Origin of the sequence: Butyrivibrio sp. LB2008 (genome assembly GCF_000621565.1) — a bacterium.
Lineage (GTDB): Bacteria > Bacillota > Clostridia > Lachnospirales > Lachnospiraceae > Butyrivibrio.
Genome location: NZ_KK211305.1, coordinates 337,900 through 362,878 on the forward strand (window position 1 = coordinate 337,900; position 24,979 = coordinate 362,878).

The 24,979-nt window shown below is 41.4% G+C and carries 20 protein-coding genes, 7 tRNA genes and 1 riboswitch; of the genes, 18 read left to right on the forward strand and 9 right to left on the reverse strand.

Going from position 1 to position 24,979, the window contains the following annotated elements:
- Positions 1-87: 87 nt before the first annotated feature.
- From T356_RS0111515 to T356_RS0111545, 7 genes are all read left to right on the forward strand, one after another.
- A tRNA-Pro gene (locus T356_RS0111515) sits at positions 88-162 on the forward strand.
- Between the two features lie 38 nt (positions 163-200).
- Positions 201-271, forward strand: a tRNA-Gly gene (locus tag T356_RS0111520).
- 75 nt (positions 272-346) lie between these two features.
- Positions 347-420, forward strand: a tRNA-Arg gene (locus tag T356_RS0111525).
- A 10-nt stretch (positions 421-430) separates the two neighbouring features.
- Positions 431-504 (forward strand) — tRNA-His (locus tag T356_RS0111530).
- Between the two features lie 116 nt (positions 505-620).
- Positions 621-692 (forward strand) — tRNA-Gln (locus T356_RS0111535).
- 42 nt (positions 693-734) lie between these two features.
- Positions 735-807 (forward strand) — tRNA-Lys (locus tag T356_RS0111540).
- Complete coding sequence (locus T356_RS0111545; RefSeq protein WP_026514611.1) at positions 800-1,396, forward strand: hypothetical protein; 597 nt, start codon at positions 800-802, stop codon at positions 1,394-1,396. The genes T356_RS0111540 and T356_RS0111545 overlap by 8 nt, the downstream gene beginning before the upstream one ends.
- A gap of 300 nt (positions 1,397-1,696) precedes the next feature.
- Here the strand turns inward: T356_RS0111545 and T356_RS0111550 are convergent, their stop codons facing one another.
- Positions 1,697-3,325 (reverse strand): hypothetical protein, encoded by a 1,629-nt coding sequence (locus T356_RS0111550; protein WP_026514612.1) that lies wholly within the window; start codon positions 3,323-3,325, stop codon positions 1,697-1,699.
- Between the two features lie 525 nt (positions 3,326-3,850).
- On the opposite strand from T356_RS0111550, the gene T356_RS0111555 reads away from it, so the two are divergent.
- From T356_RS0111555 to T356_RS0111570, 4 genes are all read left to right on the forward strand, one after another.
- Positions 3,851-4,066 carry a hypothetical protein gene (locus T356_RS0111555; protein ID WP_026514613.1) on the forward strand — a complete coding sequence of 72 codons (216 nt, stop codon included), beginning with the start codon at positions 3,851-3,853 and terminating at the stop codon, positions 4,064-4,066.
- A gap of 226 nt (positions 4,067-4,292) precedes the next feature.
- A complete protein-coding gene (locus T356_RS0111560) occupies positions 4,293-5,618 on the forward strand; it encodes an ATP-binding protein (protein WP_026514614.1) in 1,326 nt (441 codons plus the stop codon).
- Positions 5,593-5,748: a hypothetical protein gene (locus T356_RS21130; protein ID WP_155839028.1), complete on the forward strand. Its 156-nt coding sequence runs from the start codon at positions 5,593-5,595 to the stop codon at positions 5,746-5,748. The genes T356_RS0111560 and T356_RS21130 overlap by 26 nt, the downstream gene beginning before the upstream one ends.
- A 67-nt stretch (positions 5,749-5,815) precedes the next feature.
- A complete protein-coding gene (locus tag T356_RS0111570) occupies positions 5,816-6,571 on the forward strand; it encodes a tRNA threonylcarbamoyladenosine dehydratase (RefSeq protein WP_026514615.1) in 756 nt (251 codons plus the stop codon).
- A 195-nt stretch (positions 6,572-6,766) separates the two neighbouring features.
- Here the strand turns inward: T356_RS0111570 and T356_RS0111580 are convergent, their stop codons facing one another.
- The 4 genes from T356_RS0111580 to T356_RS19295 all read right to left on the reverse strand — a co-directional run bounded on the left by T356_RS0111580 (position 6,767) and on the right by T356_RS19295 (position 14,087).
- The gene (locus T356_RS0111580; protein ID WP_026514617.1) at positions 6,767-8,125 is read right to left on the reverse strand and encodes an MATE family efflux transporter; all 1,359 of its coding nucleotides are present in this window, start codon (positions 8,123-8,125) and stop codon (positions 6,767-6,769) included.
- Positions 8,126-8,282: 157 nt separating this feature from the next.
- Positions 8,283-8,363, reverse strand: a tRNA-Leu gene (locus T356_RS0111585).
- A gap of 124 nt (positions 8,364-8,487) precedes the next feature.
- A complete protein-coding gene (locus T356_RS19290) occupies positions 8,488-11,229 on the reverse strand; it encodes a transglycosylase domain-containing protein (RefSeq protein ID WP_051563396.1) in 2,742 nt (913 codons plus the stop codon).
- Positions 11,230-11,249: 20 nt separating this feature from the next.
- The gene (locus tag T356_RS19295; RefSeq protein ID WP_081777824.1) at positions 11,250-14,087 is read right to left on the reverse strand and encodes a transglycosylase domain-containing protein; all 2,838 of its coding nucleotides are present in this window, start codon (positions 14,085-14,087) and stop codon (positions 11,250-11,252) included.
- A 90-nt stretch (positions 14,088-14,177) separates the two neighbouring features.
- Here T356_RS19295 and T356_RS0111600 point away from each other — a divergent pair, with 90 nt between their 5' ends.
- Positions 14,178-14,810 (forward strand): YigZ family protein, encoded by a 633-nt coding sequence (locus T356_RS0111600; protein WP_035781005.1) that lies wholly within the window; start codon positions 14,178-14,180, stop codon positions 14,808-14,810.
- A gap of 260 nt (positions 14,811-15,070) precedes the next feature.
- Here the strand turns inward: T356_RS0111600 and typA are convergent, their stop codons facing one another.
- Complete coding sequence (typA, locus tag T356_RS0111605; RefSeq protein WP_026514619.1) at positions 15,071-16,900, reverse strand: translational GTPase TypA; 1,830 nt, start codon at positions 16,898-16,900, stop codon at positions 15,071-15,073.
- A gap of 166 nt (positions 16,901-17,066) precedes the next feature.
- Between typA and T356_RS0111610 the strand changes: the two genes are divergently transcribed.
- From T356_RS0111610 to hisA, 5 genes are all read left to right on the forward strand, one after another.
- Positions 17,067-18,497, forward strand: a complete 1,431-nt coding sequence (locus tag T356_RS0111610) for a TldD/PmbA family protein (protein ID WP_026514620.1) — start codon at positions 17,067-17,069, stop codon at positions 18,495-18,497.
- Between the two features lie 13 nt (positions 18,498-18,510).
- Positions 18,511-19,782 (forward strand): metallopeptidase TldD-related protein, encoded by a 1,272-nt coding sequence (locus T356_RS0111615; protein ID WP_026514621.1) that lies wholly within the window; start codon positions 18,511-18,513, stop codon positions 19,780-19,782.
- An 87-nt stretch (positions 19,783-19,869) separates the two neighbouring features.
- Positions 19,870-20,042: riboswitch (Lysine riboswitch) on the forward strand.
- A gap of 88 nt (positions 20,043-20,130) precedes the next feature.
- Entirely contained in the window at positions 20,131-21,015 is an 885-nt protein-coding gene (gene dapA / locus T356_RS0111620) for a 4-hydroxy-tetrahydrodipicolinate synthase (RefSeq protein ID WP_026514622.1), read from the forward strand.
- 72 nt (positions 21,016-21,087) lie between these two features.
- Positions 21,088-21,843, forward strand: coding sequence for a 4-hydroxy-tetrahydrodipicolinate reductase (gene dapB / locus T356_RS0111625; protein WP_026514623.1), 756 nt, complete (start codon positions 21,088-21,090; stop codon positions 21,841-21,843).
- A gap of 31 nt (positions 21,844-21,874) precedes the next feature.
- Positions 21,875-22,648: a phosphoribosylformimino-5-aminoimidazole carboxamide ribotide isomerase gene (hisA, locus tag T356_RS0111630; protein WP_026514624.1), complete on the forward strand. Its 774-nt coding sequence runs from the start codon at positions 21,875-21,877 to the stop codon at positions 22,646-22,648.
- Positions 22,649-22,815: 167 nt separating this feature from the next.
- Here the strand turns inward: hisA and T356_RS0111635 are convergent, their stop codons facing one another.
- Positions 22,816-23,016 (reverse strand): cold-shock protein, encoded by a 201-nt coding sequence (locus T356_RS0111635; protein ID WP_022755461.1) that lies wholly within the window; start codon positions 23,014-23,016, stop codon positions 22,816-22,818.
- 212 nt (positions 23,017-23,228) lie between these two features.
- Here T356_RS0111635 and T356_RS0111640 point away from each other — a divergent pair, with 212 nt between their 5' ends.
- Positions 23,229-23,516 carry a YerC/YecD family TrpR-related protein gene (locus T356_RS0111640; protein ID WP_026514625.1) on the forward strand — a complete coding sequence of 96 codons (288 nt, stop codon included), beginning with the start codon at positions 23,229-23,231 and terminating at the stop codon, positions 23,514-23,516.
- A gap of 125 nt (positions 23,517-23,641) precedes the next feature.
- Here T356_RS0111640 and T356_RS19300 read toward each other — a convergent pair whose 3' ends face one another.
- Together T356_RS19300 and T356_RS0111650 are read right to left on the reverse strand one after the other, a co-directional pair.
- Positions 23,642-24,130 carry a bactofilin family protein gene (locus T356_RS19300; protein ID WP_051563398.1) on the reverse strand — a complete coding sequence of 163 codons (489 nt, stop codon included), beginning with the start codon at positions 24,128-24,130 and terminating at the stop codon, positions 23,642-23,644.
- A gap of 14 nt (positions 24,131-24,144) precedes the next feature.
- Positions 24,145-24,948: a murein hydrolase activator EnvC family protein gene (locus tag T356_RS0111650; RefSeq protein WP_026514626.1), complete on the reverse strand. Its 804-nt coding sequence runs from the start codon at positions 24,946-24,948 to the stop codon at positions 24,145-24,147.
- Positions 24,949-24,979 lie beyond the last annotated feature (31 nt).

Here is a 24,979-nt window from a genome sequence, read left to right on the forward strand (position 1 = left end):
AAATAAGAAAAAATAATGTTGACAACCCTTGAAAGACTATTATATAATAAATCTCGCGTTACGGCTTAGACCTTAATGCGAACAAGACGGGGTGTGGCTCAGCTTGGCTAGAGCACCTGCTTTGGGAGCAGGGGGTCGCAGGTTCGAATCCTGTCACCCCGATCAGGGGTTAAGCTAAACATTAACTAAATATTGTATACGCGGGTGTAGTTCAATGGTAGAACACTAGCCTTCCAAGCTAGATACGTGGGTTCGATTCCCATCACCCGCTTTGAGTAGAGCACTTGGGGGCTTTGAGAGCAGAAGTTCCTTTTTGAATCAAGTATTCTACTTAACATTGAAACATGTGTCCGTAGCTCAGCTGGATAGAGCAACGGCCTTCTAAGCCGTGGGTCGGGGGTTCGAATCCCTTCGGGCACATTTTTATATGGTGGCTATAGCGTAGTTGGTTAACGCGCCAGATTGTGGTTCTGGAGACCGAGGGTTCGAGTCCCTCTAGCCACCCTGAGTAATAGCTTGATTATCATCTTGCATTACTTGATTCAGGCAAACACATAGTGAGTCTGGAACAAATTTTTGTAATTGCTACAGCGGAGTATAGCGTTAAGCTCTTACAATCTTGGGCTATCGCCAAGCGGTAAGGCACAGCACTTTGACTGCTGCATACGACGGTTCGAATCCGGCTAGCCCAGTTAGCGGTGAGATGTTTCGTCGCAAAATTACATATTGAACATGGGATATTAGCTCAGGTGGTAGAGCACTTGACTTTTAATCAAGTTGTCGGGGGTTCGAATCCCCCATGTCTCATTCATTTAACTGTTCAGTCATAATGGCTGGACAGTTTTTTGTTGGAGAAGAAAGGAAAGAAATGAGAGAAGAACATAAAGAAGAATTGGTGACCGAGGCTGAGGGACCTAAAAATAAAATTATAAAAGTATTTCTTTTGGGATTTCTGGCGATAGTTGCAGGAGTTGGGTTTGAAACAATCTACTGGGCTGTAGGAGATGCCGGATTAGGTTTTTTGGATGATTGTTTGGATTATTTATGGAAGTATAACCATGTTGATTTTTATTCATGGTTCTTTTTTATCTATTATGTAGGTATAGTGATAGCAGGAATTATTTTGATATTAAGTCGCAGGAAGAAATCAGGAGGGATGATCAATTTAGTTACAATAACTATAGCAATATTTTCTGCTATATATGTTCATTTTCTTTTTATAGCGCATGATAGTGTAGTATATTATCAATTACACAGAGAGTTCTATCCGGAGGTGGATGATTTAGGATATTTCTATTTTGCTTTGTGTTTGGGAAGTGTTTATCCTATATGGATTTTGACAATAATCATCGCTGCATTTTTAAAGAAATGTAGTTTAAAAAGTACGAGTGTTTAAGAATTTTTGATAAAAGCAGTATAAAGTAATAAAGTTTATGAATAATGAATAACGCTCCGCAATGGATGCGCAGCTCGCGGAAAAGAATATATTGTTTACGCAATCCGCTCTCGCGCTAGCATTTCGCGAGTGAAATGCTTAAATGCTCTATTTTTAGTTTCTATTTCATTCTCAAACAATGTGTAAAAAGACTATGTCAAAGGGACAGTCGATACCAGGTGTGACAGCTGAACCGTCCCAATGTCATTTATTAAAGCAAGATTTTGAACATATAATCAGAACAGCAATGAACAGATTTCCTCAATTAGCGAGCTGTTTCATGATGCTGTCATAATCCTGAGTTCCAATCAGTTGTTCATACTGGTAGGAAGCATATTTGTCGATTACTTTTTTGATTTCATCTTCGGATATATCTTTGTCTATTTCACTATAATACTTTGTGGTGGTGACATATTCACTTGATGATGCAAGTTCTTCTTCTAAAGGTGATTTGTTTTCGTCGATAAAGTGAAGATCCTTTGTCCAATAGCTTATAACAAGTTTTCTTTCATCATCTATGGCCATATATGTGTTGTAATATGTGGCACCGGCATCATCGGCATTTCCGTTGTAAATAACATTATTCTTAGGGGAATATTCGTAACCTTTATTACCCATTGCACCGAATACCCATTGATACATCAGAGGACAGGCGTGACCATCTTTAAAGCTATAAAGAGATACACAGCATTTTGTACCGGCAACAAGTTCAGGAATATCATCGTCATCTACATATATAAGGTCGTAAGTCAGTGGGTAATCTGCATAGCAGAAGGTTTTTACAATCTGAGCATAGGCGTCTTTGTAATTATCATATTTTCCGTCTTTGTTATCACCAAGAAGAGCGGCTTTCATTCCTTTGATTGTCAGATCCCCACCAATTGCCTTTGCTTCTTCTTCTCCATAGTCTGCAAAAAATTCAAAGCATTCATTATCTGTTGTTGCAGCTTCCAAAAGTAGATGTTTATCATGGTCTGTATCACCGACAATTACTGCGTCATCCATTCCGTCTGCGTTAAAATCAAAGAAACCGACAGCATCAACGTTTTCTAGATAAATACTTGGTTCAATGGAGGAGATACATTTCCCGCCTTCTACGAGGATCATTTCTGTTTGTTGAGGGTTTTCCTTGTAGGTAACAAAATGTACCGGAGAGTCATACTGAGCGAGATTTACGTCAAAGGTCTGTTCGGGAACACAGTGATCGTCCCACTGAATCTTGTTTGACTCAAAGACAAGGTCATCACCTTCTTTGGAAAATTTCACAATCCTGTCGGCATATTCGCCGTAATATGCATTGGACAAATCTGAATTGAGCTTAACACTCTTTTCGGGACTGAACTTAAGCCGAAGAATATATTTATCGCCTATTTTTTCTCCTGATATGCAATCATATCCGTTATATCTAAAATCGCTATCATAAATTTTTTTATAAAAAGAGTCAGTATCTTTGTTGTATACCCAATTAATATCTTTATTATCAGGTATGTAATCATTACCTGTATGTCTTTTGATAAAATCAGCGAGGTCGTACTTGTTTATGGCATAAAGATTTGCGTATTCGGGGAAATCACTTTGATCAGTGGATTTTAGATAAGAGTTGATTTCTTCTGGGCTACAATCTTTGGAAGCAATTTGGGCACCCAATTTTAAAATCTCGTTCCAATCAATATTTTCCGGAGCATCAAAATCATATGAAAGAAAACCATTATATTCAATCGTATTAAAAAGATCTGTGAATTCTTTAAGCTCTTCCACTGAAAGTTCAGCAGTAGATGCGTTGCTTGCGGTATCTTTGTTATTGTTTTCGGTAATCATAGAAACAGATGAACCACATCCTGAAAGTATTATTGTTACTGCTATTATTGATAATAGATGATTAAATCTCACAACATTTCCCTCTTATTTTCAAAAAATCTTTCTCAGCCAAGACCACATGGACAATTATATGTCACCGAATTCCTACGCGCAATGTAAACAGGATTTGCATAGAATAAATAAACTCAAGACGATAAAACAGCATATGTTTTGATATGTATGACATCTTAAATGAAATTACAGAAATCCGCACCAGCTGCGGATTTCGTGAGAACATGATTCAGGAGTCAACCAAGCCCTATCGACGAAGTCGATTCAAATTGGCTTGGTTGATGCATTCTTGAACATCATGTTCAAGAATGCATAGATACCACTGATCTATTTTATTTTTCCCTGAAAAACGGTATGATTATTCATAAGTTGTAAGAAATGGTATGACATCTTAAATGAAATTACAGAAATCCGCACTGGTTGCGGATTTCGTGAGAACATGATTCAGGAGTCAACCAAGCCCTATCGACGAAGTCGATTCAAATTGGCTTGGTTGATGCATTCTTGAACTTCATGTTCAAGAATGTATAGGATGGAGGAGCCGATATGTTTTTTAAGAAAAAAAGAGAAATAAAAACATATGACAAGGAGAACCGGCGTCCTGTTATCAAAGCGAGCATATGTAACGGTGAGCAGATTGCGGGCTTTCAGGATATACATACAGGTGCGTTTGAGGAAGTCATGCTCATTAGGGGAAATGACGATCTTGCAGAGTTCATGCGCATGTATGGAATCGAAGGAAAGATAGAGAAAATATACTGATAATGGCGGTATTGCCAAAAAGGATGGAAGATACGGCAAATTAGGTTTCTGATTTTCCATAATTGCAGCAAGCAGCTAATAAAAAACAAAATATGAAAGGCTACCATTATAGTCCTATGGTTTTTGCAATACATTCTGCAAAAGTCCTATGACTTTTTGCGTACAACTTGCAAAAGTCATAGGACTTTTTGTATAATTATTGCAAAAGTCATAGGAGTTTTGCAAAATGCATAGAGAAATATTAAATGATCTGGAAAAATGGAAAGATAAGTCACGTAGAAAGCCATTGATTCTTACCGGAGTAAGGCAATGTGGAAAGACTTATATTGTAAATGAGTTTGCTCGTAAGAACTTTGAGAGCTATGTATATGTCAATTTTGAGTCGGATGAGACATTGGCGGCTATTTTTGATTATGACTTTGATGTTGACAGAATCATAAAGGAATTGGAACAACATTTTAAAATACAGATAACTCCGGGAAAAACTCTTATCTTTTTCGATGAGATTCAGGAATGCACGAGAGCGATCACATCGCTAAAATATTTTTGTGAGAAAAAGAGGGAACTGCATATAGTATGTGCAGGTTCATTGCTTGGAGTTGCCTTAAAGAAGAAACAGATCTCATTTCCGGTAGGAAAAGTAAATCGTATTCAGCTTTATCCTATGAGTTTTAAAGAATTTATTATTGCAAACGGCAGAGCGGATTTAATAGATATTTTTAAAGAATGGCCGATTGATCGAGAGATTCCCAAGTTGTACACAGTTCCAATGGAAGAATTGCTTAAGGCATATTATATCGTTGGAGGTATGCCTGAAGTAGTGAATACCTGGATTGAGACACACGACTATAACGAAGTAATAGAGGTACAGAATGAAATATTAGATGATTACTCGGATGATTTTTCTAAGCATGCACCACTTACGGATGTACCTAAAATTCGTTGGATCTGGGATTCGGTTCCCGTGCAGTTGGCAAAAGAGAATAATAAATTTATTTTTTCTCATGTGAAGGAAGGAAAGCGCTCAGCAGAATTGGAGGATGCGTTACAGTGGCTGGTAGATGCAGGTTTGCTTGTTAAAGCAGAATTGGTTGAGAAGCCGGAATTACCGTTGGAAGGTGCGGCTGATAAAACATATTTTAAGGTGTATATGTCTGATATCGGTTTGTTGCGAGCCAAATCCAAAGTATCTGTGAATACGATATTGGAAGAGACAGATCTTTACGTCAGATATAAAGGTGCCTTTGCAGAAAATTATGTTTTAAATGAGCTTAAGTCGCTTGGAAAAGAGCCATTTTTCTGGCGTTCAGGAAATACGGCAGAAGTGGATTTTATTTATGAAGAAGAAAGTGAGATTGTTCCGGTAGAAGTAAAGGCGGCAGATAATACGCAAGCAAAGAGCTATAGGCAGTTTTGCAAGAAATATCAACCAAAGAAAGGATTGAAATTATCCCGGAAGAATATAGCCGAGAATTTGTGCGAATCTACTACAACTTACAATATTCCCTTGTACTTGGAATGGAATATTGATAGTTATATCAAATATAATTGATGGCGATGGCGATGGCGATGGCGATGGCGATGGCGATGGCGATGGCGATGGCGATGGCGATGGCGTAGGTGCAGGTGTAACTATAGTGAACTGCCGCTATTTTGTGTTTTGCAATTGCTATGAAGTATGATATTATGATTTGGCTAATTAGTTAATGAAGTAGATAAAGGGAATTACTCCCTGAGAATGAGGTTGTGATGCTTAATCAGTTTTCAAGGACACAGTTGTTATATGGTGCAGATTCTATGGCTAAGCTGCAGGCTTCCCGCGTTGCCGTTTTTGGAATAGGCGGAGTAGGCGGTTATGTGGTGGAAGCTCTTGTAAGGAGCGGAGTGGGCGCCATTGATCTTATAGATGATGACAAGGTGTGCCTCACAAATATAAATCGTCAGATACTTGCAACAAGGAAAACAGTCGGAAAGTACAAGGTGGACGTTGCGGAAGAGCGTATACATGAGATAAATCCCGACTGCGAAGTCAGAGGATATAAGACCTTTTTCCTTCCCGATACTCAGGATCAGTTTGATTTTACGGAATATGATTACGTTGTTGATGCAATCGATACTGTTACGGGAAAGCTTGCAATAATAGAAAAATCAAGAGATGCAGGCGTGCCCGTTATATCATCAATGGGTGCCGGAAACAAAGTAAATGCGGCAATGTTCGAAGTGGCTGACATATATGAAACGTCAATTTGTCCGCTTGCCAAAGTTATGAGACGTGAATGCAGGAAAAGAGGTATCGAATCTCTTAAGGTAGTATATTCTAAAGAAAAGCCGATAAGACCGTATGAGGATATGTCGATAAGTTGCAGACAGCACTGCATCTGCCCTCCTGGAACAGCAAGAAAATGCACGGAGAGAAGAGATATCCCCGGATCGACTGCATTTGTTCCTTCAGTAGTGGGCTTGATCATCGCAGGTGAGATAATCAATGACATCACAGGCAAATGATGCCATTTCCGGATTATTTTTAAAACCACATAAAAAGCATGACATCTTAAATGAAATTATGAACTGTAGTAGAAGAAAAAAATCTACTACAGTTTTTTTGCGTAGAGCACTTAGCGAGGTATTTTACGAGCTTAGTGCGCTTATGAAAGGTGCGAAATATGACCAGGAAAATACATGTTGGAGAAAACTCAGAGATTAGTTTATAACCTTATTTGCTTTAAATTTCATGTAATACAAGTAATAGAAGAGGAACAGAACAGTAGTGGTTATCCATGTTATGGGATAGCTTGCCTCGATGGTCTCTATCTGTGGGAAGAAAGGAAATACTCCTTTTATCCATATAATCCTGAGGACGCATATTCCGCACAAAGTAATTATCATGGGGATTATGGCTGTTCCCATTCCTCTAAGTGTTCCTGAGAAAATCTCTACTCCTAGGAAAGTAAAATAGAACGGAGCAAGGTAATGCATCATCTGGACGCCGATCATAATGGTCTCGGGGCTGTCGGGGGTAAAGAGTGCAAGCAGTTCATATGCCCATATATAGAAGATAACGCTGATAGGAATAGTGAGAGACAGCGAGATTCCAAAGGCACATTTTGTGCTTTGCTTAACTCTGTCAAGTTTTCCTGCGCCGTAGTTCTGGCCTGAGAATGTTGTAACAGCGATTCCGAGCGAATTTACAGCCATCCAGAATATTGAATCGAGTTTACCGTATGCAGCCCATGCAGCTATGTAATTAAGGCCGAAACTGTTTATTGAAGTCTGTATGAGCAGGTTTGAAAAAGTGTACATTGTTGACTGTATGGCAGCCGGGAGACCTATGCTTATAATCTTAAGCAAAAGGCGCATATCGAAGCGTATTTTACTGAGCGTCAGTTTATATGAGTCGGTTGCTTTTGTGAGCAAATAGAGAACGATACATGCGCTTATGAGCTGGCATATTATTGTTGCGATAGCAGCACCTGCAACACCCATATCTAAATAATAAACAAAGAGTATATCCAGAAAGATATTTATTAAGCAGCTTGCCATCAGAACATACAGTGGCCTCTTTGAGTCACCTACGGCTCTGAGTATTCCGGCGCCTATATTATATACAAAGTTAAATACCATTCCCATAAAGAATATGCGCAGATAAGTTACGGAAGAGTCGATGATGTCAGGGGCAGTATCCATGAGGATAACAATACGCCTTGAAAAGGTATAGCCCAAATACGTAATAATAAGCCCACCGACGATCGCAAGGGCAATTGCGGTATGAACTGCCTTAGATACTTCTTCGTGGCGTCTGGCACCGTAGAATTGCGCTATGATGACCGTTGCACCCGATGATAGTCCCATAAAGATTCCTACAAAGATATTTACGATAATCGCAGAGGAACCACCAACTGATGCAAGACCTTCGGGACCGAGCACGTTTCCTACGATCAATGTGTCCGATATATTATAAAGTTGCTGGAAAAAAGAGCCTAAGAGCAGCGTAAGAAAGTATATAAGCATACTTTTAAGAATAGGCCCGTTTATTATTGTGTTATCAATTTTTTTGTTCATGGCAGGTGTGTCCTTTGCAGAAATGATATTTATGCTGTTATTATAACAGAATTACATTTTTTTATATTCTATATATCAGATACAAAAAAATAGAAAACAAAAACAGCAACCATGCGTCTAATGAAACAAATCGCATAATTGCTGGTTTTATTATTACTGCGGATAAAGGGACTTGAACCCTTACGTCAAAGACACTAGAACCTAAATCTAGCGCGTCTGCCAATTCCGCCATATCCGCACATATGTCAAAAAAGACAACAAGATGATTATACATATCTTGTATAAGCTTTGCAAGAGGAAATGGAAATCGCAGCCCGATATGAGCTGCGATTATCTATCTGATTACATTTTATTATTTTGGATTAACCGCCATTGTTTTCGCCTTCAGGTTGCGGTTGTGGCTGTGGTTCGGGCTGCGGTTGTGGCTGAGGTTGCTGATCCCCCTGCCCGTCAGGCTGAGGTTGACCATCTTGTTGCTGGGCTTCCTGTTGCTGAGCTTCAAGCTGTCGCTGGATAGCATCTTGTCGTTCCACTTCAGCCTGCTGGAATCCACCGTTATCCATAAATTCCTGCGTGTGATGACATTGTCCGATAGGAGCCGATCCGGCGTTATCAAAGCCTGATGCAATTGAATCAAGTCTCTGAGGTCTTGATTCAATGTAGCCTGTATGATGGTAAGGGCATGTCGGTGCGGCAGGTTTATTGTCAATGTCGCATATCTCACCTACATAGTGCACATCGCAGTGCTCCATAGGAACGTTATCTGCGTCGAAGATTTCAGTCGTACCGGGACATCCCTCATTTTGTAAAAGACCGGATGATGCGCAAACAGTCTGAGTAACTATTCCTGCAGGTTGCTTGAAATGTGATTCGGGAAGATCTTCGTGGATTTTTTCCATCGCTTTTTTCCACATGGTCTTAGCAAGGTTCTTTTCAGGAGATGTGGTCAAATTTACGTTGTTGTCGAAACCTGCCCATGCGGTAGCAGTGTAGTAGTTTGTATAACCTGCAAACCAAACGTCTACGTATTTAGTGGTCGTACCTGTTTTACCGGCGATATCAAATTTACCGCCGCCGAAGTTTGTAGCTTTACCGGTACCGGGACCCTGTACAACGCCCTGCATGGCGCTTGTAAGGAGGTACGCAGATGTCTCTTTAAGAACACGTTTTGATTCGGGTTCTGTGTTATCGATAAGTATATTATTATCGTGGTCAAGAACACGCTGGAAGAAATGAGGCTTATTATATATACCGCCGTTTGCTATTGCGGCATAAGCAGCATTAAGTTCGTAGTTATATACACCTTTTGTAAGACCACCGAGAGCAGTAGGCTGCTGAATATCGGTATTTCCTTTATCGTCATTTTCAACCAGTGTTGTAAATCCGGTATCGATAAGGTAATCGTAACCAACCTTAGGTGTAATGTATGTGAATGCCTCAACGGTTATAACGTTAGCGGATTGTTCTATGGCCCATCTTACTGATTTAAGACCTTTGTATTCGGCACCCCAGTGGTTTTTAACAAGTGTGCGTTTTGCATCTGAGTAGTGGAACGGTGCATCAAGGAAGGTGCTCGCAAGCGAAAAATAACCCTGATCGATTCCGGGAGCAAAAGTTGAAAGAATCTTAAATGTTGAACCGGGCTGTCTTGGTGAACTTGTAGCTCTATTGAGTGTTCGGTTTGCAACTTTTTCGCCACGTCCTCCGATGATAGCAACTACCTGACCGGTGCTTTGGTCTTCAACGGTAAATGAAATCTGAGGCTGAGGAATATACTGGATTCTCTCGTCGTTTTCGCCTACGTAATCGCCGGCTTCTTCATCTATAACCGATTCTTTAAATTTTGCAATGGCTTCATCAGCAGCTTCTTGAGATTTAAAAATCATTTTTTCTTTGCTACCCATGAAGTTACCAAGTGCAACACTACCGTAGTTGTTGACAGATCCGTCCTTGTGATGAACTGTCAGGGCGTAATCCGGATACAGCTTTGTTCCGTCAGGATAATTATCGGGATTGCTGAAAACCTCATCACAAATATCCTGAATATGTTTATCCTGAGATGAAATAATCTTAAGTCCTCCGGCATAAACTGCATCTTCAGCGTCCTCTCTGGACATTACCTTATCGCCCATGATGCTTTCGTCGGAAAGAGAAGCTATAACATCATCGATTAGTGCATCTACAAAGTATGAATTAGGCTTTTTATTACTATTTTCCTGGGTTACGGTTGTAATACGCTCATAAACATTGTCAGACATTGCATCATCGTAAGCGTTCTGATCGATATATCCTTGAGCAAGCATTTTGTTAAGGACAATATCTCTCTTTTCTTTATTGTTTTCAGGATGTCTACGAGGGTCATATTTGCTGGGATTCTGTGTGATTCCGGCAATTACCGCACATTCAGAAAGCGTAAGATCCTGCACGTTTTTACCAAAGTAGGTCTTTGCTGCAGCCTGAACACCATAGACACTTTGCCCTAAGGCAATGGTATTCATGTAGTTTAAAAGGATGTTTTCTTTGCTTTCTTTTTTTTCAAGTTCAACGGCAAGGAACTGTTCCTGGATCTTACGTTTAACCTTCTCAAGTTTGGATTCGTTTGTCCAGGTGTCCTTAAATACCGTGTTTTTGATAAGCTGCTGTGTTATGGTACTTGCACCCTGTGACATGTCACCGGATGAGAGAGCTTTAAAACCGGCACGGATGATACCGTGGATATCGACACCGTTGTGTTCGTAGAAACGTTCATCCTCTACTGCAACAAAGGCATTGGTCATATTTGTCGGTATTTTTTCTTTGGGTACGGATACTCTGTTAGAGTCAGCGGCATCAAGTTTTGCTATTTCAGTGCCCTCTTTATCAACGACAAATGTAGAAAAACCTTTGGGAATAGCACGTAGCTCCAGCTCATCTGCCATATCATTTGCCTGATCTTTTATTCCCATGAACACACCGAATCCGGCGCTCATGCCTATGATCACAACTGCCAATATTCCTGAGATAAGAGAGTAGAAGCCGAAAAGGCCGAATTTTTTTCCCCATCTGTCGGCACCTGAGCTAAGCGCTTTAGCTTGAGACACGATACCTCTTTTTCCGTAATTCATAAATAAACCTCGCTTTTTATTCAGTCATCATGATTGTCATTATTATCATCATTGTTATCCTGATGATCGTCCTGCTGTTGATCCCCTTGATTGTTTTGCCAATCATTTTGATGGTCGTCTTGATTTTGCCAATCATTTTGATGATCGTCCTGGTTCCAATCATCTGAATGGTCATCTTGATTATAGAAACCTTGCGGTTGTCCATTATTATTAAACCAATTTTGTAATAATCCGTCAAAGAGATTTGGATCTTGCCCTTCTTGATTTGCATTTCCGCTTTGTTCCCATTCCTGTCTGAGTATATCATGAATACCGGGTTGGAACATAAATTCCAGAGTGTGATGGCATTGTTCTTGATTATTAGGATCGCCACCTCCGAAATTCAGAGGATCTTTAAAGCCTGACTGGATCTTTTCAAGTCTTCTGGGATCTCTGAGACCCGGTTGCTTAAATGGACACAGAGCAGTAGCGGGCTTATGGTCGATAAGGCACATTGCTCCTACGTCTCCGCCATGTACATCACATACCTCACTTTCGCCGGGAAGATTATCTGATGCGAAGATCTCTGTTACCGGATTACAACCGTCTATCGGTCTAAGTCCCGAATCGGCGCAAACACTCATTTTTACAATTCCATCCGGAGCTTCGAAATGCGCTTCGGGAAGATCTTCGTGAATCTTTTCCATTGTTTTTCGCCACATGGTCTGCGCAAGGTCATGTTCAGGTCCTTTAGAGGCAAGGTAGACATTGTTGTCAAATCCTGCCCATGCGGTAGCTGTATAGTAATTTGTAAAGCCTGCGAACCACACATCAACGTTTTTGGAAGTTGTTCCGGTTTTTCCGGCGATATCAGTTTTACCAAAGTTTAACTTTGTACCCGTACCTTTTGTTACAACGTCTTTCATTGCACTTGTAAGGAGATAAGCAGAGGTTTCTTTGAGAATCTGCTCTCCTTTTGGTGCGGTATTGTCAAGGAGTGTATTTCCGTCGTGGTCAACAACTTTTTGATAGAAATGTGGCTTATTATATACGCCACCATTTGCTATTGCAGCATATGCCGCGTTGAGCTCGTAGTTATATACACCTTTTTGAATACCTCCGAGACAGGTAGCCTGATTTTGGCCATCGGTTTCGGTAAGTGTTGTAAGATGAAACTTATTGGTAAGATAATCAAATCCAAGCTGTGGTGTTATGTATGTATAAGCTTCAACTGTAAGAACATTTGCGGATTTAATTATCGCGTATCTTACAGATTGAAGACCTCTGTACTGAGATCCCCAGTGGTTTTTGACAGGGCTTCCGTCAGCATAATGGAACTCGGCGTCCTTGAAAGTTGTTGCAAGAGTAAGGTCGCCGTGGTCGATTCCGGGTGCAAAAGTTGAAAGAACCTTAAATGTAGAACCGGGCTGTCTTTTAGCCTGAGTGGCTCTGTTAAGTGTTCTATTACCTGTTTTTTCTCCGCGGCCTCCGATTATGGCAACAATCTGTCCGGTTTTTTGATCGGCAACAGTAAGTGAAACTTGAGGCTGAGGACTGTAGGTATATTTAATGTCATTTTCGCCCACTTCATCGCCGGCATCTTCATCTACCACAGAGGCTTTGAATTTCTCAATAGCTTCATCCAAGGCTTCCTGGGATTTAAAGATCATTTTATCCCTGCCGCCCATGAATTTATCAAGGTCGTTAGTGCCATAGTTATTTACGGTGCCGTCTTTGTGACGAACGGTGAGAGCGAAATCCTCGGGATATAACTTTGTTCCTTCGGGATAATTCTCAGGGTTTGCGAATATCTCGTCACAGATTCCCTGTATATGCTCGTCAAGTGATGAGTAGATCTTAAGACCGCCTGAATATACTTCGGTCTCAGCATCCTGCTTGGTCTTGCAGACACCTTCTTCTACAAGAGAATTGATAACATCATCGATAAGAGCATCAACAAAGTAGCTGTTGATCTTTTTTTCACCTGTTTCTTCGTTTACTGTCTTGATGCGATCGTATACATTATCTGCTTTGGCTTCGTCATAAGCTTCCTGATCTATATATTTTTGCGCGAGCATTTTATCGAGAACGATATCTCTTTTCTCTTTATTGAACTCGGGATGCCTTCTTGGATCGTATCTGCTGGGGTTCTGCGTGATTCCTGCAATTACGGCACATTCCGAGAGATTGAGATCTTTTACTTCTTTACCAAAATATGTTTTGGAAGCAGCCTGAACGCCATAGATACTGGGCCCCAGTGCGATTGTGTTCATATAGTTTACGAGAATGGTTTCTTTGTCCTGCTCCTTTTCAAGCTGGACAGCAAGAAACTGTTCCTGAATCTTACGCTTGATCTTCTCGAGCTTGGTCTCGTTTGTCCAGGTCTCCTTAAATACAGTATTTTTAATGAGCTGCTGTGTAATTGTACTTGCACCCTGAGACATGTCACCGGATGAAAGCATCTTATAACCTGCACGAATAATACCGTGCATATCTACGCCGTTGTGCTTATAGAATCTTTCATCCTCTACGGCAACAAAGGCATTTCCCAAATCTTCGGGAATTTTATCTTTGGACACAGCTATTCTGTTTGAATCTGCAGCATCAAGTTTTTGGATTTCATTTTGGTCTGTATCATATACAAATGTAGAAAAACCCTTTGGCATTGCAAGAGTCTGTAACTGATCTTTGTATTGATAGGCCTCTTTTTTAATTCCATTATATGCACCCAACACGCCGCAGCCCCCAATTATTGCGACAGTTGACAGTACAAAAATGAGAGAATAGAGTATCCATCTGCCTAGATTTTTCCCCCATCCATACTTAATGAAGCCACGTGGCCTGTAGCGCCGCTCGTCGCTCCTTCTCTGATATTTCATATATATTTCCTCTCTTTTGTTCCTTTTATAATGTAAGTTAGTATACCACTAATTGAAGATATTATAAAGAAAGTGTGTTATCATGGCTTTATGAGTGAAATTAGAACATTTAAGGTAGTAACTAAAGAGGGAACAGGCGAGATTGTCGAGAAAAAGTCCAGATTTATCGGTAGTACTTTTGCTGTTGAATCTGTGGAAGAAGCAGAGAAGAGGATAGCGGAGGTTTCCAAGAAGTACTGGGATGCGCGGCACAACTGCTACGCCTACGTGATAGGCAAGAATAGCGAGAATACCAGATGCAGTGATAACGGGGAACCGTCAGGAACCGCTGGAAAGCCTATACTTGAGGTGATAACGGGAGCAGGACTGACCAACACACTTGTGATAGTAACAAGGTATTTCGGAGGAGTTCTCCTTGGTACGGGAGGCCTTGTAAGAGCGTACACACAGGCTGCTCAGGCCGCTATTGCAGCGTCTGAAAACGGCGAGATGGTATATGCGAGACAGCTCACATTAGAAGTCGCATATAATATGATAAATAACGTAAAATATTTTCTTGAACAAAATAATATTTCTATAAGCGATCCAAGGTATACAGAAAATGTTCAATATGACATCTGTGTAAGAGAAGGAGACAAGGATCGAATTACAGAAGGACTTATCCAAAAGTGCGAAGGAAAAATCACCATCACCGAAGGCGACGCCGGATATTACCTCATGTAATGTAAATTAAGAAATTTCAGAGAAATTTAGAGAAATCTAGGGGAATTCCGGAAAACTCAAGAAAAAATCAGGAAAAAAGAAACTTGCAATACAAAAAAACAAGACATATATAATGGATTGCGATTTTGTGCCACGGAAATGAGACCAAGTAATCGTGAATGCCATTGCATTCATGATTACTGCCCTGGTCTCATTGAAGTGTTTGGCACAATCAGAGCAATACAGTATATATGTCTTGTTTTTTTGTAACGTAACCTTCCTTATTTCTTGAAGTTTGCTCTCTTGCGGAGTGTAGGATCGAGAATTCTCTTGCGGACACGAAGGCTTGTAGGTGTAACCTCGAGGAGTTCATCGTTGTCGATGAATTCGATAGCCTGCTCAAGAGACATGATTCTCGGAGGAACAAGTCTTAATGCTTCGTCTGAAGATGAAGTTCTTGTATTTGTAAGATGCTTTGTCTTACATACATTAACTTCAACATCTTCGCTCTTTCCGCTGGTTCCGATTACCATTCCTGAGTAAACTTTGTCACCTGTCTTGATAAAGAGCTGACCTCTGTCCTGAGCATTGAAGAGACCGTAAGCTGTAGCTTCACCTGTCTCGAATGCGATTACGGAGCCGGTCTTTCTATAGTTCATATCTCCCTTATAAGGAGCATATCCGTCAAAGATAGTATTGATGATTCCGTTACCCTTTGTATCAGTCATGAACTCACCTCTGTAACCGATAAGTCCACGTGAAGGGATATTGAATTCAATACGTGTATATCCGCCGTTTCCGGCACCCATGTTTACAAGCTCACCTTTTCTTTCGCCGAGCTTCTGGATAACGCTTCCTGAGAACTCGTCGGGAACGTCGATGTAGCATTTTTCCATAGGCTCAAGTTTCTGGCCGTTTTCATCTGTATGATAGATAACCTCAGCCTTACTTACAGCAAACTCGAATCCTTCACGGCGCATTGTCTCGATAAGAACTGAGAGGTGAAGCTCGCCTCGGCCTGAAACCTTGAATGTCTCTGTTGTATCTGTATCTTCTACACGAAGAGAAACGTCTGTGTTGAGCTCTTTGTAAAGTCTGTCTCTGAGGTGACGTGAAGTAACATACTTACCTTCCTGACCTGCGAGAGGAGAGTCGTTTACAATGAAGTTCATTGAGATAGTAGGCTCTGAGATCTTCTGGAAAGGAATTGCAACCTGCTCGTCAACTGAACAGATTGTATCACCGATCTTGAGGTCTTCAATACCGGAGATGGCAACGATAGAACCGATCTTTGCCTCCTGAACTTCAACTCTTCCAAGACCGTCGTACTCATAGAGCTTGCTGATCTTGGTCTTAACGCGTCTTTCAGGCTCGTGGTGGTTTACTACGATAACTTCCTGGTTTACTTTAACAACACCGTTATCAACCTTACCTACACCGATACGTCCTACATACTCGTTGTAGTCAATAGTGCTGATAAGGACCTGTGTGCTCGAATCGGGATCGCCGACGGGAGCGGGTATATAATTAATGATCGTATCAAGAAGAGGCTTCATATCTTTGCCTGCTTCATCAAGTGAAAGAGATGATGTTCCTGCTTTTGCGGAAGCGAATACGAATGGACAGTCAAGCTGGTTGTCATCTGCGCCGAGGTCGATGAGAAGCTCAAGAACTTCATCGATAACTTCGTTAGGTCTTGCTTCCGGTCTGTCAATCTTGTTGACACATACGATAACGGGAAGACCGAGAGACATAGCCTTTCCAAGAACGAACTTGGTCTGGGGCATGGGGCCTTCGAAAGCGTCAACAACAAGGATAACGCCGTTAACCATCTTAAGAACACGCTCAACCTCACCGCCGAAATCAGCGTGACCGGGAGTGTCGATGATATTGATCTTGATATCTTTATAAGTAATAGCTGTATTCTTAGACATGATTGTGATTCCACGCTCTTTTTCAATGTCGCCGGAATCCATTACGCGCTCTACAACTTCCTGACCTTCACGGAAAACACCGCTCTGTCTCAAAAGTCCGTCAACCAGAGTTGTCTTACCGTGGTCAACGTGTGCAATTATCGCAACGTTTCTAACATCATTTCTTGTCTGCTTCATAAATCTTTTGTCTCCTTAAAAAACACATCCATTTCAAACTAAGGCATTATAGCACGCGCATTTTTATTGTTCAACCATAAAATTTCACAGAAGAATCATCCTTTTGTGTTAAAATAGAGCGTGCTTGCACAGATATGACCAAAATAAACTTATGAAAGAGGGAAAAATGAAAGCTAAATTTTCGATATATTTAAGTGATATAGCGTCGAGGCTGAAAGAGATGATAGCAGAGCTTGCAAAAAGTTATGACTATGTCAGCGTTCTTTCAACAGACTCTGTAGGTTTCAATGTCAGAGTATCTCAGCGCGTTAAGACTATTGACGGATCAACCCTTACAACAGAGAGAGGAAACGTTATAAGGGTTTACAAAGACGGCCTGTACAGCGAGTACTCTTTTAACAGATTTGAGGGCGATGCTGTAGCTATGGCAGCCAAGGCTAAGGGAGTTCTTGATCGTCAGCTTGTGGTGTTAAAAGAGACAAATTCGGAAATCTACAACACTCCAAAGCTTGAGGATGAGAAGCAGGAGCTCTTTGTGGAGATGGAGACAGGCTTACTTCCCGAGGAAACAGATCTTTCAGCTATTGTTGACAAGCTTCAGAAATTCAGCGACGAGGGTGTGGAGCTTTCTGATGAGGTAATTGACTGTATTTGTGCCGGTCAGTCAACCCATGTCTGCAAGATGTTCCTTACGCCAAATAAGGACCTTCGTCAGAGCTATGTTTATTCAGAAGGTTTCGTATACATGGTCGGTTCCCGTGATGGTAGGAGCAACCAGGCATTGAACGGACTTTCTGACAGAGAGGGGCCGGAGATCTTTGACGGACTTGGGAACATGATAAAGAAGACTTTTGAGGATCTTCAGGACAGCCTTGGTTCCGAGCACGTTATCCCCGGAGAATATGAAATCATCACAACTCCCGAGGTTTCGGGACTTATCGCTCATGAGGCATTCGGTCACGGCGTTGAGATGGATATGTTCGTTAAGAAAAGAGCTCTCGGAGCAGATTACATTGACAAGAGAGTTGGATCCGATCTTGTTACCATGCATGAAGGTGCAACTTGTGTAAGAGATGTATCCAGTTTTGCATTTGATGATGAAGGAATTTTGGCCGGAGATGTTATAGAAATCGACAAGGGTATTCTTAAGACCGGAATATGCGATGCTCTGGCAGCTCTGAGGCTTGGAATAAAGCCAACAGGTAACGGCAAGAGAGAGAATTTCGAGCACAAGGCTTATACAAGAATGACAAATACAATGTTTGATAAAGGAACATCCACCAAAGAAGAGATGATCGCTTCAGTTAAGAAGGGATATCTTTTGTCCGGAATTGATTCCGGTATGGAGGATCCAAAGCACTGGGGAATTCAGTGCATCATAGCAAGGGGATACGAGATCATCGACGGAAAGCTCACCGGAAAGGTAGTCTCACCTGTGGTTCTCACCGGCTATGTGCCCGATCTTCTTGGCTCCATTTCCATGGCCAGCAACGATTACATGTCCTTTGGAAACGGAGCATGCGGAAAAGGTCACAAGGAATGGGTTGTTGTCTCGGACGGTGGCCCATATCTGAAGGCAGTGGCAAGACTTGGATAAAGGGGATGAGAAGATGACAGATAAGATAATTGAACTTTTGAAAAGCTCGGGCGCAGATGCCTGGGAAGTTACAGATACATGTACAGAGGGCTGGGAGTTTTATTTCATTAAACACAGGCTTGATCAGAACAGAGTCCGCGACGTTGAGCACATACAGGTAATTGTTCACAGAAAGCTGGATGACGGCAAGTTTCTTGGAAGCGCATCGCAGGAGATCGCACCGACAGCAACAGAAGCCGAGGCAAAAAAGATTATCGACGATCTTTATCAAAGAGCTTCCTATGTTAAGAACCCATACTACGAGCTCAACAAGAAGCCTGTTGAGGGTGTAAATGAGAACTTTGATCCGCAGCAGATGGCAAGGGATTTCATCGAAGTTATGCAGCAGATTCCCGAGACTTCATGCGAGGACATCAACTCATATGAGATTTTTGCTGAGAACTGCAAGAGAAGATACGTTAATTCCGAGGGCATCGATGTCACGGTTTCTTATCCAAGTTCAACCATAGAAGTTGTAGTCAACGCAAGAAACGATGAACATGAGATCGAGCTTTACCGCATGTACACCGCAGGAACTTGCGACAGAGAGAATCTGGTAAAAGAGATCTCAGATACTCTTAAGTATGGCAGGGACAGACTTGTTGCAAAACCGACACCTTCTGCCTACAAGGCGGCAGTTCTTTTTTCTACACAGGACAGCGTCCAGATTTACCGATGGATCACTGACAAGATGATGGCATCCATAAAGTACCGCGGAATGTCTGACTGGGAAATCGGCAAGGCAATCTGCAACGATGTTAAGGGCGATACCTTTACGATAAGTGCGGTAAAAGAGCTTAACAATTCCTCCAAGAACTTCCCTGTTGATGCCGAAGGTGCAGAGGTCAGGGATATGGATATCATTAAGGACAATGTTCCCGTAAGCTATTGGGGCGGCGTTCAGTTTCGTCATTATCTCGGAGTTGAGGATTCCTTCATTGCAACAAACTTTAAGGCTGAGGGCGGCAGGCTTTCAGAGAGCGAGATCAGGACAGGTACATATCTTGAGCCTGTTGAGCTTTCAGACTTTAGTGTAGATATCATCACCGGAGAAATTGCCGGAGAGATCAGACTTGCATACTGGCATGAGGGAGATAAGGTTACACCTGTGTGCGGAGGATCCGTGACGGGAACTCTTACCGAGCTCATCAGCGATGTTAAGCTTTCAAAGGAACTGCGCCAGTATGACACATGTCTTGTACCAAGCGTCATAAAGATTGAGAACGTCACAATAACAGGGGCGTAAAGCATTTTTAGATAATGCTTAGTTTATGGTAAAAAATGCTTGTGTGTTGACAGTCCATTGACGCTGGTGTAGTATCTGTATAAGAAACAGTTGGATAGAGGTTGCGTATTTAATAAGTAACGCCGCTGATGTGACAGGCACAGATGAAGCGGCATGAAAGGGAAATACGCCGAAAGGGTTGACTCCCTGAAGGTCAATTGCTTGGGCATACGGTTAAGAACCGTATGACTGTCATCTAAGGATGGGGCGCTATCAACATTATTCTTTTTATAGTGAAAAGATTATGTTACCGGCTCCCAGTATGATTACGGAGCCGGTTTTTTTGCGCTATTTATTAAGGAGGAAGAAATGGCAATATTTAAAGGAGCAGGCGTTGCGATTGCAACACCATTTAAGGAAAACGGAGAGGTTAATTACGAGGAGTTCGGACGTCTTATCGAGTTCCAGATCGAGAACGGAACAGACGCGATCATCGTATGCGGAACAACAGGTGAAGCAGCTACCATGACAGAAGAAGAGCACATGGATGTTGTTAAGTACTGTATAGATAAAGTTGCAAAAAGAGTTCCCGTTATTGCAGGAACAGGATCAAATTGCACAGAGACAGCCATCAAGCTCTCTAAGCTTGCTGAAAGCTATGGCGCAGATGCACTTTTGTGCGTAACTCCATATTACAATAAGGCAACACAGGGTGGTCTTGTTGCACACTTTTCTGCAATCGCTGATGCAGTAAATATTCCTATAATTCTTTACAATGTACCCAGCAGAACAGGATGCAACATTCTTCCTGAGACAGCTGTTAAGCTCTGCAAGGAGAAAAAGAATATCGTAGCTATCAAGGATGCTACAGGAAATATCGCACAGACTATCAAGATGATGCAGCTTGCAGAGGGATGCATCGATCTGTATTCGGGAGAAGACGATCAGATCGTGCCTCTTATGTCAATCGGAGGACTCGGTGTAATTTCAGTTCTTTCTAACGTTGCACCTGCTCAGACACATGAGATTTGCCAGAAGTGTCTTGAGGGAGATTACGAGACTGCAAGACAGCTCCAGTTCAAGGCAGTTCCTCTTGTAAAAGCTCTTTTCTCAGAGGTTAATCCTATCCCTGTTAAGAGCGCGCTTAAGATGATAGGCTTTGCAGCAGGTCCGCTTCGTCTTCCTCTTACAGAGATGGAGCCCGAGAACTGTGCTAAGCTCAAGGAAGAGATGAAGAAGTTTGGTCTTATCTGATGAAATATTGAAACGGATGGCGTTTCTTATATTAAACAGCTTGGATTATGCAGATTTGGAAAGGAAACAAAAATGACAAAAATGATCATGCACGGCTGCAACGGCCGTATGGGCAAGGTTATCATCGACCTTGTCAAGGAAGATAATGATATAGAAGTAGTTGCGGGTGTTGATGCTTATGGCGACAACAATTACGATTTTCCCGTATACAGAAGTCTTGATGAATGTACCACAGATGCTGATGTTATTGTTGATTTCTCAAATGCTTCGGCAGCAGAGGGGCTTCTTAACTACTGCGCAGCCAAGAATGTTCCCGTTGTTCTTTGTTCAACAGGACTTTCCGAGGAACAGCTCAAGATGGTAAAAGAGGCTTCATCAAAGGTAGCTGTTCTTAAGTCGGCAAATATGTCAGTCGGTGTAAATGCACTTATCAAGGTGCTAAAGGAAGTTTCTCCCATGTTTGCTGCTGCGGGATTTGATATCGAGATAGTAGAAAAACACCACAATCAGAAACTTGATTCACCCAGTGGAACAGCAATCGCGCTTGCTGACAGCATTAACGAGTCTCTTAATAATGAGATGGATTATGTATATGACAGAAGTACAAGAAGAGAGAAGAGACCTCAGAAGGAAATCGGTATCTCTGCTGTACGCGGCGGAACAATTGTGGGTGACCATGATGTTATCTTTGCAGGCCACGATGAGGTTGTGACTCTTTCTCACAGAGCTTATTCAAGAGCAATTTTTGGAAAAGGTGCGATCGAAGCAGCTAAGTTCCTTGCCGGTAAGTCTGCGGGACTGTATGATATGTCAGATGTACTTGCCTGATTGACCGGACATAGCACCTGAGGAGAAGCGTATGAGATTCAGACCTTGTATTGATATTCATAACGGCAAAGTGAAGCAGATAGTGGGGAGCAGCCTTCGTGATAAGAACGATGAGGCAAAAGAAAACTATGTTGCTTCCAACGATGCTGTATTCTACGCCAGAATGTACAGAGAGATGGGACTTTCGGGCGGCCATATAATATTGCTTAATCCTGTAACCAGTCCTTTATACGAGGCGACAAAGAAACAGGCAACAGAAGCTCTGAATGCTTGTCCGGGACTTATGCAGGTGGGAGGCGGAATAACTGCCGATAATGCGAAAGAATTCATCGATGCGGGAGCTTCTCATGTCATAGTTACTTCTTACGTATTTAAGGACGGTAAGATCAATTACGCCAATCTAGAGAAGCTTACAGCGGCTGTTGGAAAAGAAAAGGTGGTTCTCGACCTTTCATGTAAGAATGTGGACGGAAAGTATTATATAGTAACAGACAGGTGGCAGAAGCTTACAGATGTAGAGCTCACTGAGGCAACGCTTGATCTGCTTTCAGAGTATTGCGATGAATTTCTGGTACATGCAGCTGATGTTGAAGGAAAGCAAAAGGGAATCGAAGAGAATGTGGCCGGAATTCTTGGTAAATGGGGCAAGATACCCGTTACATACGCAGGAGGAGCCGGAACGCTTGATGATGTAAAAGAACTAAAGGAAATCGGAAAGGGCAGGGTGGATGTCACTATAGGAAGCGCTCTTGAGATTTTCGGAGGAAGTCTCAAACTTAAAGATGTAATTGAAATATGTGATTGAAATATTGAATTTTCATTGGTGCTGTTGCTTTATGAGCCAAAAGAGCCATCCAACAAATGTTGGATGGCTCTTATCGATTAATCATATATACAATATTGCAAATTCAAAATATATATTAAGAATAAGACGATTTGTAGTCTGATTAATTAGCTTTAACTTAGATTAAATTAAAGCTTGTTTACGTTTACGGCCTGAGGTCCTTTTTCGCCCTGGATTACATCGTACTCAACAGAAGCGCCTTCGTCGAGAGACTTGAAACCTTCCATGTTAAGTCCTGAATAATGTACAAATACATCATTTCCAGCCTCATCAGAGATAAAGCCATAACCTTTCTGGTTGTTGAACCACTTAACAGTACCTTTGTTCATTGTAATACCTCCACTAAAAAATAAAAAAATAATCGTTCTGTTGTCCATGACAACAAACTAACAATAGCATAAATAGGTAAAAAAGTAAAGTAAATTATGCAAATCTTCCTATTTACTTTAAGATTTTAAAGTGATAAAATATGTAAACACAAGGAGTTATATTAACGAAATATAGTTTACTTTTGTGATATAAAAATCGGAGGGATGGCGAAATGAACAAAAAGATTAGAACAGATGCCGTAGATCACCTGTTTGACGCAATTCTATGCCTTCAGAATAAAGATGAATGTTATAGTTTTTTCGATGATCTTTGTACAGTAAATGAGCTTTTGTCCCTTTCTCAGAGGTTTGAGGTTGCTTCTATGCTCAAAGAACATAAGACATATCTTGAAATAGCTGAGAAAACGGGAGCTTCAACTGCTACCATCAGCAGAGTGAACCGTTCACTCAATTACGGTGATGACGGCTATGAGCTGGTGTTTGACAGATTACAAGAGTGATTTCGAAATAAAAATTGAGTCAAAAAAATAAGCGCTGTGGCATGTACCACAGCGCTTATTTAATTATGTTGCGAGATTATTTATGTAAACTATTTGAGTTAAAATTATTTAGAAAACCAATTAATTTAATTGTTATCAGAATCTTTATTCTCGTTATTGTTTTCTTCTGAATTGTTCTCGGCATCATTTGCTTCCTTGTTGGCAGCAGCTCTTTCTTTTGCAATTTCGGCCGAATTCTTGTCAAGACCTGTCATTTCACATCTTCCCTGGAATACAGCGTTTTCATCGATAATGATTCCCTTGCAGATAATATCTCCGACAACTTTTCCTGTATCACTGATCTCAACCTTGCCCTGAGGAGCGGTGACATTTCCGTTTACTTCGCCGGCTACATAGACGTTTACACCTGAAGCGGTTCCGAAAATCTTGCCTTCCTGACCAACAATGAGAGCGCCGCTGATATTGACATTGCCTTTAATGGTACCATCAACTCTTGTTGAGTCTTTTGTGGTGAGTGGTCCGTCAATAACGGCACCGGGTCCGATGATGGTTCCTACCTGCTCGATTATTTCATTCTCTGCGGCGGTAGAATCTTTTTTAGTATTTCCAAACATTTTGAGTCCTCCATTTATCCTTTGATATCCATTACTTCTTCGGGATCGACATATTTTTCATCCTTCTGAATCTGATATCCAAGAGATTTATTTTGCTTACCTACGATGAATAGAACATCACCTTTATCAACCGTTGAACCTTCTGTGACAACGGCACTACCGGAGTTGCGGTAGATTGAAATATATCCGTTTCCGTGATCTATTGAAACGACATTGCCGAATTTGGCATCAGAAGTTACTGCCATAACTGTTCCGCTTCCGGTGGCAACAATATTGCTTCCCTGAGATGCGGTGAATAGCACAAGGGGATTGCCCTTTGCTGTATTTTTGTTTTTATCCGTGAGCTTGGTTATTTCGGTAGAATTCGGATCGTCCACAGCCTTTGCGGGGAGTGGAGTGGTTCCGGTTAAAGGAAAACCGGATGGAATTGCTAACTTTTCAGCTTCTTCAGCGGACTGATGCTCGGTCTCAAGTTTTTCGTTGAGAGCGGCTGTCATATGTTCCGTATTGGCACTCAAAACTTCGTTTGATGCTGATAAATTACTGTTTTCTTCGGTAAGTTCTGCGATTTCTTTTTGTTGCTTGGCTTCTATGGACCTTAAATTAGATATGGTCATCATAGAGTAGATAATGTAGCACCCCAAAAATAATGCGAGAGCAAAAAGTGAGTATGCTAACCATTGTGTTTGAGAATGATTTAGATGAAGACGCTTGGTTACACCGTCAGAGTCTCCGGAAATAATCATAAATGTATAACTTCGTTTGTGCCTATGTTTTCTGTGATAACTGTGCTGTCTGGGCTTTTTATCAGTACTCATATTCACCTCCGACTTGACACTGTATTTTACC